Source organism: Sporosarcina siberiensis (assembly GCF_042681925.1).
Taxonomy (GTDB): domain Bacteria; phylum Bacillota; class Bacilli; order Bacillales_A; family Planococcaceae; genus Sporosarcina; species Sporosarcina siberiensis.
Genome location: NZ_JBHUGI010000015.1, coordinates 133,222 through 145,499 on the forward strand (window position 1 = coordinate 133,222; position 12,278 = coordinate 145,499).

The following is a 12,278-nucleotide window of genomic DNA, read 5'->3' on the forward strand; positions in this document are numbered from 1 at the left end:
CCTGCTGTTGACCAGATTAGCTTTCATGTAAAAGAAGGAGAGGTACTTGGAATTGTAGGTGAATCTGGATGCGGGAAGAGTGTTACATCGTTATCTATAATGGGTCTTGTACCAAGTCCGCCAGGAAAAGTAGTAGGCGGAGAGATTTTGTTTGGAGAACGAGATTTATTGAAAATGTCTGAACGACAAATGAGACGTATCCGGGGCAATGAAATAGCAATGATTTTTCAAGAACCAATGACATCTCTAAACCCTTTATTCACAATTGGAAACCAAATGATTGAAGCGATACAAATTCATGAGAGTAAACTGTCCAAAAAACAAGCGATAACGAGGGCTACTGAAATGTTGCAATTAGTAGGTCTACCTAGGGCAGCGGGTCTTATGAGGGACTATCCGCATCAGTTATCTGGTGGGATGAGACAACGTGTAATGATAGCGATGGCGCTTGTATGTAATCCGAAGGTACTTATTGCGGATGAACCAACAACGGCGCTTGACGTGACAATTCAAGCGCAAATTCTAAAATTAATGAGAGATTTAAACACACGTTTAAATACCGCGGTCATATTAATTACTCATGATTTAGGTGTTGTTGCAGAAACGTGCGAGCGTGTCATTGTAATGTATGCGGGTCAGATAATCGAAGAGGCACCAGCACGGGAAATATTCAAAGAACCTCAACATCCATATACAAAAGGTCTGATTCAGTCGGTTCCGGACATGCGCTTTAAGAAAGACAGGCTGTATTCTATACCTGGGAATGTACCAAGACCTGGAACGGTAAAACAAGGCTGCAGATTTGCATCTCGGTGTGAATTTGTATTTGATCGTTGTCACCAAGAAAATCCTGTTTTATACGAAACGTCAAATGCTCATACTACGCGCTGTTTCCTGTATGACGAAGAAGGAGTGGAGACTCGTGACGAAGCCCTTGTTAAGAGTTGAAGGACTAAAGAAATATTTCCCTATTAAAAAAGGATTGCTAGGTAGAACAGTGGGCCAAGTTAAAGCGGTGGATGATGTCTCTTTTTATGTAAATAAAGGAGAAACACTTGGAATTGTTGGAGAATCCGGTTGTGGAAAATCAACTACAGGAAGAATGCTGATGCGATTACTTGAGCCGACCGAGGGAAAAGTTGAATTTGACGGTAAAGATCTAACTTCACTGTCAGTAGGCGATATGAGAAAAACTCGAAGTGATATTCAAATGGTGTTTCAAGATCCTTATGCATCGCTGAATCCTCGGCATACAATTGAAAAGATATTGGGAGAACCTTTATTAGTTCATGGTGTAAAAAGTGCTAAAGAGCGTAGGAAGAAAGTTCATGAGTTCCTTGAAATTGTTGGACTGAGTACTTTCCATGCAAGAAGGTACCCCCATCAGTTTAGTGGAGGACAAAGACAACGTATTGGAATTGCTCGGGCACTTATGACGAATCCGAAACTGATTATAGCTGACGAACCTGTTTCTGCTCTAGATGTTTCTATCCAAGCGCAGGTTCTTAATCTCATGCAAGACTTGCAGAAGGAATTCGATTTAACTTATATTTTTATCGCCCACGATCTAGGTGTCGTTCGTCATATAAGTGATCGTGTAGCAGTTATGTATTTAGGTAAAATAGTGGAAGTTTCCTATAGCGAAGATTTGTATACCAATCCGTTACATCCATATACACAAGCCTTATTGTCAGCAGTCCCTGTACCTGATCCAGACTTTGAAAAGAAAGAGATTCTCCTTGAAGGAGATATTCCCAATCCCGCGGATCCACCAACAGGTTGTACTTTTCATACACGGTGTTCACACATGATGGACATATGCACAGTAGCAATACCACAATTGCAAGAAATGGAAGAAGGTCATTCTGTTGCTTGTCATCTATATGGTGAAATAAGCAACAATGATATAAAAAAGATGGAGGGGTCTTTATGAAGAGAAATAAGTTTTGGTTATTATCTTTACTTCTACTCTTGGTACTTTCAACAGTGCTTGCGGCATGTTCAAGTGGTGACAACGATACTGGAGATGACGGTGAAAAAGAGGACGACAAGGTCACAGAAACGGATACAGATAAAGAGGACAAAGAAGGAGATGTAGTGGAAGAAGGCGGCAATCATACGTTGGTCTTTGGGCGTGGCGCGGATTCGGTGTCCCTTGATCCATCAAGGGTAACTGAAGGTGAATCATTTAAAGTTACTAAAAATCTTTATGAAACCTTAGTAGAGTTTGGCGAACAAGATACTACTACTCAACCAGGTCTTGCAAAGTCATGGGAACCTTCCGAAGATGGTTTAACGTATACGTTTAAACTTCGTGAAGGAGTAAAATTCCATGATGGTACTGATTTCAATGCAGATGCAGTTGTGACGAACTTTGAGCGTTGGGCGAATGGAGATTCTGATACATTTCCGTATTACAACTCTATGTTCGGAGGATTTAAAGGTGAAGAAGGTCACGTGATTGAATCCGTTACAGCGGATGGTGATTTCACAGTGATTTTCAAACTCTCTAGACAACAAGCGCCTTTCTTGAAAAACTTAGCAATGAACATGTTTTCAATTGCGAGTCCTGCAGCTCTTGAAGAGTATGGAGATAAGATTGAAAGTAATCCAGTTGGTACAGGCCCTTTCATGTTTGTTGAATGGAAGCCGAACGAAACGATTACAATTGAGCGTTTTGACGACTATTGGCAAGAAGGATTACCGAAACTTGCAAAAGTTATTTTTAAATCCATTCCAGATAACTCCGCTCGTTTAAATGAATTGATGGCAGGAGATATTGACTTAGCGGATGGCATTAATCCATCAGATGGTGTTTTAATCGAGAAAAATGATGATTTACAATTATTTGTACGGCCGTCTATGAACGTTGGTTATCTTGGATTGACTGTTACGCGCCCTCCTTTTGATAAAAAAGAAGTGCGTCAAGCGATGAACTACGCAATAGACAAGCAATCGATTATTGATGCATTTTTCGAAGGGCGTGCAGAAAGTGCAAAAAATCCTATGCCACCATCCATTTCAGGATATAACGATGATATCGTAGAATATCCGTATGACCCTGAAAAAGCTAAAGAACTACTAGCATCAGTAGGTTTAGCGGATGGATTCGAAATGGATTTATGGGCAATGCCTGTACCACGTCCTTATATGCCGGACGGTGGAAAAGTTGCTGAAGTAATACAGAAAAACCTTGCGGATATAGGTATCAAGGCTACAATCGTTCAATTTGAATGGGGAACGTACCTAGAGAAAGCGAGCAATGGAGAAGCTGATGCATTTATGCTCGGTTGGACTGGAGACAATGGCGACGCGGATAACTTTATGTATGTTCTTTTAGACAAAGATAATATTGGTAGCAACAACTACACGTATTATTCAAATGATGAGCTACATGACATCTTTATTGCAGCTCAGTCTGAAGTTGACGAAGATAAGCGAAATGAGCTCTATAAAGAAGCACAGGAAATTATTCATGAAGATGCTCCATGGGTTCCACTTGCCCACTCAACTCCACTTCTTGGTGGAGCTGCAAACCTAACTGGATTCCTTCCGCATCCAACTGGGTCAGACTGGTTATCTACAGTAGATTTCAAGGATTAATTTCAAGGGTTAATTTGAAAGGGAGAAGTCTGCGAGCTTTCTCCCTTTTATTTTTTTGAAATTCTACATACAAGTTTGATAGAAAATTTGGAGAGGTGAAGATTGTGCTCAGTTATATAGGGAAAAGGTTACTGCAGCTCATTCCTGTCCTGCTTGGGATGTCATTTATCGTTTTTATGATTACCCGAGCAATTCCAGGCAATCCAGCACAAATCATGCTCGGTCAACAAGCCACAGCAGAGGCGGTCGCTGCTTTGACGGCAAAGCTTGGGCTTGATAAGCCGTGGTATATTCAATATTTTAATTATCTTGGAAATATATTTAAAGGTGATCTAGGCGAGTCCATGAAGACGCGAAATCCTGTTGCAGATGAATTATGGCCGTATTTAGCGGCAACATTTGAACTAGCGTTATTCGCGATGATTATTGCAGTTGTTATAGGAATTAATGCGGGAATTATTTCTGCTTGGTTTCAAAATTCATGGTTTGATTATTCTGCGATGGTTTTAGCGTTGATTGGTGTATCTATGCCGATTTTTTGGCTTGGTCTAATGGGGCAGTGGGTGTTCGCCTTGGAGCTATCCTGGTTACCGACGACGGGTCGGGTACAGGTCAGGGATCCTGTCGAAGCCGTCACGAATTTATATGTTGTAGATACAATACTTAACGGTCGATACGATCAACTTTGGCAAGTGTTTCGACATTTGATTTTACCGGGTGTCGCTTTAGCGACAATACCTATGGCAATTATTGCAAGAATGACGCGCTCAAGCATGCTTGAAGTAATGAGAGCTGATTATGTTCGTACAGCACGGGCAAAAGGCCAGAAGATGTTTTGGGTGGTCTATAAACACTCATTGAAAAATGCAATTATTCCAGTTTTGACGATTATCGGTCTACAAACCGGAATGCTCCTAGGTGGTGCGATTTTAACAGAAACTATTTTTGCATGGCCAGGAGTAGGAAGATATATATATGATGCAATCGGTGCACGCGATTATCCAGTTATTCAATCGGGAATTCTTGTAATTGCATTTTTCTTTGTAATGATTAATTTAGTTGTGGACTTGTTGTATAGCTTAATAGATCCAAGAATTAAATATGATTAAGGAGGGGGGGATACATTTATGTCTGAGCTAGTAGTTAAAAACCAAGATGAACTGGCTAATCCGATCGAAAAGGCGTCAGGACCTTGGCGTGAAGCATGGAATGGGTTCAAGAAGAGTAAAATAGCCGTTGTTGGGGCTGTTATAGTTCTATTCTTTATTTTACTAGCTTTAGTCGGACCTTTCATTGCTTCAGAAGGTATTAATGATCAAGTATTGTCTGATCGTCTCCTCCCTCCTTCATCTGATTACTGGTTAGGAACCGATGACTTTGGTAGAGACATCTTGTCTAGAATTATTCACGGGGCCCGAATTTCTCTTTGGGTTGGTTTCTTTTCGGTTATCGGTTCAGCGGTTGTTGGAAGTACACTTGGTATAATTGCAGGTTATTATGGGCGTTGGATAGATATGATTATTTCACGTGTTTTCGATATCATGTTGGCGTTTCCATCAATCTTACTTGCAATTGCCGTAGTATCAGTGCTCGGGCCTTCATTACAAAATGCACTTATCGCGATAGCCATCATCAACGTGCCGAATTTTGGTAGATTGATAAGATCTAAAGTGTTAAGCATTAAGGAAGATGAATATATAACAGCAGCAAAAGGTATTGGAATGAAAGATGCACGAATTCTCTTTTCACATATACTGCCAAACTCAATGGCGCCGGTTATTGTTCAAGGTACTTTAGCGGTCGGAACTGCCATCTTGGAAGCGGCGGCGCTCGGTTTCCTTGGATTAGGTGCAACGGCTCCGGAACCGGAATGGGGTAAAATGTTAGCCGATTCAAAAAACTACCTGCAGACTGCACCATGGACAATGGTATTTCCCGGACTAGCAATTATGTTCACAGTACTTGGATTTAACTTAATGGGTGATGGGTTACGAGATGCCCTAGATCCACGAATGAAGAATTGAAAAGTGCTTTCCCAATCAACTTGATTGGGAAAGCACTTTTTATTAAAATGATTTAATATATTTCTTCTTTTAGTTCGGTGTCTACTTCTTTCTCATGGTGTCTTTGAATGGATACGATGAGCATATCAAGATGTTCTAGTTGTTCTTCGTAATTGAGAATAGAAGATAATATATGGAGGAGATGATAGGTTGAAAACTCCTCATCCTCTTTAGTGATTGCGATCTCTTTTGCAAAAATCTCCATAACATCATATCTGCTTATATATTCTTCATTGGAACCAAACCCCATGTTTTCGGCTTTTAGTTTTCCAACGAATTTTAGATGAAGTTGCTCATGATATGTGAGAAGTGCATCGAGACGTTCTTGTATCATCATTCGGAAATGTTCTGGTAAATCTGTAAGTTCATTTTCATATTTATGAAGTCTTTTTAAGACTTCATAACTACTTCTAGATGTGGTGATCATTTGTCTATATATTACAAGTTTTCTTCCTTTAGCCCTTGAAGACTTTTTAAAGTAGCTTCGTTCCTCTTTAAATAGTGAAAAAACTTGATCAATATTTGTTAGGCGTTCTTTTAATTTAGATAGTGATTTTTTTGTGGCGATATGTTCCGAAGCTTGCCTTCCTGCAAGTCGCGTCCACCTAATAATTTCATCTTGAGCATTATGGATTAAATTAAAAAGCTTTGTTTCGTATTTAGGAGGCATAAAGAGTAAATTTACTAGAAAGGCTGATAAAACACCCAATACAATTGTAATAAAACGAAGTAATGCAAAAGATAAAAATTCATCGCCTCTAATTTCCATTATGGCTATCATCATAACCAAAGCCATCGATATAGACTTTTCAAGTCCAAATTTAATCATAATTAAAATAATGATGACGGCCGCAAGTCCAACAACAACGAGCTGGTGCCCAAAAATAAGCACAAATAAGACGGCGATAATAGCCCCGATCACATTCCCTTGAATTTGTTCAATAATGGTTATATAGGAACGATAAATAGACGGTTGAATTGCAAAGATAGCTGCAATTCCTGCGAACACCGGATTCGGAAGCTCGAGTAGTTCCGCTATGAACAAAGCCAGCACAATCGCAACGCCTGTTTTAACGATACGTGCACCAAGTTTCATGCGATTAGTCCTTTCTAATATATGAACTGTTTTTTCGCTACTGTATCTTATCTATTAAAAATGGTCAACTACTAATGTTGGTAGACAACTCTTTAAAAGACTTATTGACAGCAACAAGGGTTTCTTTTATATCTTTTTCAGTATGTGCGGTAGTAAGGAACCATGCTTCATATTTAGAAGGAGCAAGGTTTATTCCGTTATTCAGCATAAGCTTGAAGAACTTCGCGAAGACTTTTCCATCAGTTGCTTCTGCTTCATCATAGTTTTGAACTTTTACATCGGTAAAGAACAAAGTTAATGCGCCGCCCAGTCGGTTAGTCGTCAGGACAATTCCGTGTTCCTTTGCAGATTGTAAGATGCCATCTTCTAAAAGAGCACCCAATCTATCCATTTCTTCGTAAACGCCTGGTTCTTGAAGAACTTCAAGACATGCAATTCCTGCAAGCATTGAAGCGGGATTACCGGCCATTGTTCCAGCTTGATAAGCCGGTCCAAGTGGGGCTACTTGTTCCATAATTTCTTTCCTACCACCATATGCACCGATTGGTAAACCGCCACCAATAATTTTACCCATTGCGGTGAGATCTGGAGTAAGGCCAAGCATATCTTGTGCTCCACCGTAATGGAATCGGAATGCCGTAATAACTTCATCATACACAATTAACGCACCTTTTTCGGCAGCAACATCGTGTACAATTTTTAAGAAGCCTTCGTTTGGTTCCACAATACCGAAATTACCGACAATCGGTTCCACGAGAACACATGCAATTTCTTCTCCCCATTTTTCCATTGCTTCTATATAAGCCGCTGGGTTATTGAAAGGAATAGTAATAACTTCTTTCGCTATCGACTCGGGAACTCCTGCCGAATCCGGTGTACCTAACGTTGCAGGACCTGAACCGGCTGCGACAAGTACTAAATCGGAGTGTCCGTGGTAACAACCCGCAAACTTCATGATTTTCGTTCTACCCGTAAAGGCTCTTGAAACACGAATCGTCGTCATGACTGCCTCGGTTCCTGAATTGACGAAACGAACTTTATCCATTCCTGGCATTGCTTCTTTCAACATTTTCGCGAATTTTACTTCATGTCTAGTTGGTGTTCCATAAAGTAATCCTGATTCTGCAGCCTTTACAATTGCTTCTGTAATATGTGGATGTGCATGACCTGTAATTATTGGTCCGTATGCTGCTAGATAGTCAATGTATTTATTGCCATCGACATCCCAAAAATATGCGCCTTCAGCACGTTCCATTACTGTTGGAGAACCTCCCCCAACTGCATGATATCCCCGCGATGGACTGTTGACACCACCTACGATATGTTCACACGCTTCATTATAGATTGCTTCTGAATTAATTCTTTTCAAACTAAATTCCTCCGATCGATTCCTACAATCTCTATTCTAAACAATTATAGCTGATTACGCCAAAGAAATTGAAAGAGATGCATTTCTCCGTTAGGATTAAGAAAAGAACTTAATGGAGGAATGACTAATTATGACACTCGAAGGAATGAAAGCACCGGACTTTGTACTACCGAATGAAAAAGGGGAATTGGTTTCCTTAAAGGACTACGCAGGAGAAAAATACGTAATTCTTTATTTTTATCCAAAAGACGCAACACCAGGTTGTACTACACAAGCATGTGACTTTCGAGATTCCCATGAAGATTTCAGTAAGTTGAATGCAGTTATTTTAGGGGTAAGTCCAGATAATGAAGCTTCGCATGTGAAGTTCATTGAAAAACAAGGTTTACCATTCTCGTTATTGGTTGATGAAGAGCAAGTGGTTTCGGAGAAGTACGACGTTTGGAAGTTGAAAAAAATGTTCGGTAAAGAATTTATGGGCATTGAGCGTTCTACATTTTTAATTGATCCATCTGGGATTGTTGTGAAGGAATGGAGAAAAGTAAAAGTGAAAGGCCATATCGAAGATGCACTTGCTGCATTAGAAGAAGTATCGAATTCGTAAAAAGGAAGTGTTGCTATGAAGGTGTTATTCACATTTGAAATAACGAATGATCAGAAGATGAGACTTGAGAATAAGTTCCGAGACGTAACTTTTCAATATAATAAAAAAGGCGATACGACAGATGTTGAATCCGTCGAAATACTTGTTACTTATAGTTCGGAAGTCGATTCTTCACTGCTTGAGCGTGCGAAGAAGCTTAAGTGGATTATGACTGCGTCAGCGGGGGTCGAGAAAATGCCTCTTCTAGAAATAGCTGAGAGAAATATTACCTTAACCAATGTGCGTGGCATTCACAAAACACCGATGGCTGAATCTGTACTTGCGCATATTCTTGCATTGCGGCGTTCACTTCCTTCAATTTACAGCAGCAAAGAGAGTAAAGAGTGGAGTAGACCTGATGATTCTACTGAACTAATGGGATCTACAGCCCTTATTCTTGGTCCGGGTTCAATTGGTTCCGAGATTGGTAGACTACTCCAAGCGTTTGGTGTGAAAACAATTGGATGTAACCGTTCTGGACGTATTAGTGAGTCTATGGATAAAACAATTGTATTCCGAGATTTAATGCTTGAACTGCCAAAAGCAGATTACGTTATATCTGTTTTACCAAGTACACCCGAAACAAGGGGGTTGTTGACCCGTGAACATTTTTCTGCCATGAAGGAAACTGCGGTATTTATGAACTTTGGTCGTGGAGATCTTTTTAATGAAACATTTCTTATTAATGCTTTGAAAAATAATGAGATCGGACAGGCTGTGCTCGATGTATTTGAAGTTGAGCCGCTACCGCTGGAAAACGAATTATGGACTCTTGAAAATTGTGTAATATCCCCGCATGTTTCAGGTCTTTCTAGTAAGTATGTAGAAAGAGCCTTAATTATATTCGAAAAAAATCTAGAGTTGTGGATTGAAAGTAACGTAAACCTTGAAAATCTAATTAATCTGTTCGATGGTTACTAAAGTTTATTATAATGAGCTAAACATAGTAGACTTCGCTTTAGTTGACAGAAGTACTCTGTTTTAAGTACACTAATGATAACGATTATAAAGTAGTAATCAATATGGATAGGGGTGCATAGCGATGTCTGTAGTGATATTGAAAGACGCGCTGGACACGTTGAAGAGTAAAGGAGTTCGAATTACTCCACAAAGACATGCCATTTTAGAGTATCTTATTTCCACTAAAACACATCCAACAGCTGATGAAATATATAAATCACTTGCAAGCAACTTTCCTAATATGAGTGTTGCGACCATTTATAATAACTTAAGAGTTTTCCGTAGTGCGGAGCTTGTTAAAGAACTCACATACGGCGACTCTTCAAGTAGGTTTGATTTTGTCACTCACGATCATTACCATATTATTTGTAATGATTGTGGTATTATCGTTGACTTTCATCATCCAGGATTAGAGGAAATTGAGCACTTAGCTTCTCATGTAACCGGGTTTAAAGTGAATTCGCATCGGATGGAAGTCTATGGAACTTGTCCGGCGTGCGCAAAAAAAGAAGTAGTTATGAATTAAAAAAACATCCAACAAATCTTCTATAGAAGAGGTGTTGGATGTTTTTTATGTTTACTTTGAATCTATTTCAGTTTCCTTATTATCTTTTTGTTTTTGTGGTCTGTTGTATGCAACGTCAAATTCTTTACCTTCAAGCGTTGGATCTAGCGTTAAAGGTTCACGGCAATGTCCGCACATATCAACCCGGCCAAGCATTTTTGTTTGTTTCCCGCAGTTGGGACAAGTAATTTGAGCCGCGCGGGTTGATAATGACCCAATCCATGCATACACGACTGTGCTTGCGATAATAGCGAGTACACCGAGAAACATGAATATCAGCATAACGATTTCATGCTTTCTAAAAAAGATACCGATATACATAATTACAACACCGATAAATATTAATGACAGTGCAAACGAGCGAATGCGGTTGATCTTATTTTTATAGGGTTTCATGAAGTGTTCCTCCTTATGTATCAACAATCACTATATCATATAATTTCTTTTACGCGTTATTAATTGATACTTGATTAAAGGATTCATTGCAATAGTTGTCGAAAGTAGTTCACTTAGGGAGGTGTTCAAATGGAACAAGTGTTAAGACCGATTTATCAAGAACGAGCAAGCTTCCCCGAAACGCTCGGGGTTATTCTAGTAGAAAAAAGAGTGAAGGGTGATCCAATCACCGATACATTTGACGCGATTCTTCTAATAATCACAGAAGATGATAAAGTTCCAGTGTTCACAAAACACTACATGGGCAGTTCAGGTAAAGCTGCAATGCATACTATTAGTGAAAAGCAATTAAGAAAATGGATTTTACTAGGCACGAAGCGAAAGGTTGTGGACTGGCTTTTTAATGGAAAAGTCTATTTTGATCGAAATGAGTTTATCGAAAAACTTAAAATTGAATTTCCTTTTACAGGCCGGAAGATTAAAGTTGGATTGGAATTTTCTAAACTTGTACGCGCATATATGGAAGGAAAAAACTTTTTTGAACAAGGAAACTTTTTAGATGCCTATAATCACGTAGTTAAGTTGTTGCATCATCTCGCTCGAATCGCAGTCATTGAAAAAGGACTTTACCCAGAAATTACTGTCTGGTCACAAGTGAAGAAAATAGATCCAGCGATTTATAAATTATATGAAGAACTTGTTATGAGTGAAGAACCAATGGAGAAGAGGCTAGGGTTGTTATTTTTAGCTAGTGAATTTTTCATCTATAACAGAACTGCTGATGGAGCGGAACATATTATGGATGTCATGGCTAAACAAGAGCAATGGGAAATTCAAGAGCTTCATGAAGATGAAGAGTTAAAGATTTACTCAGTTGATTTAGAAGTGTTTATAGAGTTCTTGGTTGAAAAAGGTTTCATTGAAGTTGTGCCGAATGAATCGAAAAACGACTTGATTTTTCATAGGGAATATAAGAAAAGTTTAAGGATATAGGCTTAACAGGGCGACTTTACGCCGTCCTGTTAAAATGTGTTGACTTTAATGATTCAGATGTGGTATTCTATTGTTTGTCGCTTGAGAGAGCGATTGTGGGAAACAGTTTAGACAAACAGTTGAGAAAAAGATAATTGAAACAAGCTTGACTCTGTAAAACGATTGTGATATATTAAGAAAGTTGCTGTTACGGCAACGACAAAAGAAACTTTTAAAATGAACCTTGAAAACTGAACAGCAAAACGTCGATAGAATTTTTAAACTCGATACACTTCGGTGTAGAGAGTATAAACGTTTCTAAGTAAGCTGATTTCCGTCAGAAGAACAGAAACAACCAGAAGGATTGAAATTCAATCCTTCGACATGACATCATTGAAGAATGTTCGCATTCTTCATTAATGCCAGCATAGAAACTAGAGCTATTCAAGTTTCTGTAATTCGCTGGCGGTCGAGACGTAGTGCAGCACTAGGAGATGAGTGAGAGAGTGAGGGAACGTACTTTTGGGTACGTGACCGACTGATCAATCGAAATCGACAACGTGATGTGCTGCGTATCGACTAGCCAGTATTATGGAGAGTTTGATCCTGGC

General features: G+C 39.3%; 12 protein-coding genes. 9 read left to right on the plus strand and 3 right to left on the minus strand.

Annotation, left to right across the window (positions count from 1 at the left end; genetic code table 11):
* From ACFSFY_RS07180 to nikC, 5 genes are all read left to right on the plus strand, one after another.
* The coding region (locus ACFSFY_RS07180; protein ID WP_381536658.1) for an ABC transporter ATP-binding protein at positions 1-948 on the plus strand (948 nt) is incomplete at its 5' end.
* On the plus strand, positions 923-1,933 hold the full coding sequence (locus ACFSFY_RS07185) for an ABC transporter ATP-binding protein (RefSeq protein WP_381536659.1): 1,011 nt from the start codon (positions 923-925) through the stop codon (positions 1,931-1,933). The genes ACFSFY_RS07180 and ACFSFY_RS07185, both read left to right, overlap by 26 nt.
* Positions 1,930-3,603 (plus strand): ABC transporter substrate-binding protein, encoded by a 1,674-nt coding sequence (locus tag ACFSFY_RS07190; RefSeq protein WP_381536661.1) that lies wholly within the window; start codon positions 1,930-1,932, stop codon positions 3,601-3,603. The genes ACFSFY_RS07185 and ACFSFY_RS07190 overlap by 4 nt, the downstream gene beginning before the upstream one ends.
* Before the next feature lie 104 nt (positions 3,604-3,707).
* Positions 3,708-4,712: an ABC transporter permease gene (locus tag ACFSFY_RS07195; protein ID WP_381536663.1), complete on the plus strand. Its 1,005-nt coding sequence runs from the start codon at positions 3,708-3,710 to the stop codon at positions 4,710-4,712.
* A gap of 18 nt (positions 4,713-4,730) precedes the next feature.
* Positions 4,731-5,627, plus strand: coding sequence for a nickel transporter permease (nikC, locus tag ACFSFY_RS07200; protein ID WP_381536665.1), 897 nt, complete (start codon positions 4,731-4,733; stop codon positions 5,625-5,627).
* A gap of 52 nt (positions 5,628-5,679) precedes the next feature.
* On the opposite strand, the gene ACFSFY_RS07205 is transcribed toward nikC, so the two are convergent.
* Both ACFSFY_RS07205 and ACFSFY_RS07210 read right to left on the minus strand, forming a co-directional pair.
* Positions 5,680-6,762: an FUSC family protein gene (locus ACFSFY_RS07205; RefSeq protein WP_381536667.1), complete on the minus strand. Its 1,083-nt coding sequence runs from the start codon at positions 6,760-6,762 to the stop codon at positions 5,680-5,682.
* 64 nt (positions 6,763-6,826) lie between these two features.
* The gene (locus tag ACFSFY_RS07210) at positions 6,827-8,131 is read right to left on the minus strand and encodes a glutamate-1-semialdehyde 2,1-aminomutase (protein ID WP_381536669.1); all 1,305 of its coding nucleotides are present in this window, start codon (positions 8,129-8,131) and stop codon (positions 6,827-6,829) included.
* A gap of 130 nt (positions 8,132-8,261) precedes the next feature.
* Between ACFSFY_RS07210 and bcp the strand changes: the two genes are divergently transcribed.
* From bcp to perR, 3 genes are all read left to right on the plus strand, one after another.
* On the plus strand, positions 8,262-8,735 hold the full coding sequence (bcp, locus tag ACFSFY_RS07215) for a thioredoxin-dependent thiol peroxidase (RefSeq protein WP_381536671.1): 474 nt from the start codon (positions 8,262-8,264) through the stop codon (positions 8,733-8,735).
* A 15-nt stretch (positions 8,736-8,750) separates the two neighbouring features.
* Positions 8,751-9,695, plus strand: coding sequence for a D-2-hydroxyacid dehydrogenase (locus tag ACFSFY_RS07220; protein ID WP_381536673.1), 945 nt, complete (start codon positions 8,751-8,753; stop codon positions 9,693-9,695).
* 121 nt (positions 9,696-9,816) lie between these two features.
* Positions 9,817-10,260, plus strand: coding sequence for a peroxide-responsive transcriptional repressor PerR (gene perR / locus ACFSFY_RS07225; RefSeq protein WP_381536675.1), 444 nt, complete (start codon positions 9,817-9,819; stop codon positions 10,258-10,260).
* Between the two features lie 51 nt (positions 10,261-10,311).
* On the opposite strand, the gene ACFSFY_RS07230 is transcribed toward perR, so the two are convergent.
* Positions 10,312-10,695, minus strand: coding sequence for a YgzB family protein (locus ACFSFY_RS07230; RefSeq protein ID WP_381536677.1), 384 nt, complete (start codon positions 10,693-10,695; stop codon positions 10,312-10,314).
* 129 nt (positions 10,696-10,824) lie between these two features.
* Between ACFSFY_RS07230 and ACFSFY_RS07235 the strand changes: the two genes are divergently transcribed.
* A complete protein-coding gene (locus ACFSFY_RS07235; protein ID WP_381536680.1) occupies positions 10,825-11,688 on the plus strand; it encodes a nucleotidyltransferase-like protein in 864 nt (287 codons plus the stop codon).
* The last annotated feature ends 590 nt before the right edge of the window (positions 11,689-12,278 follow it).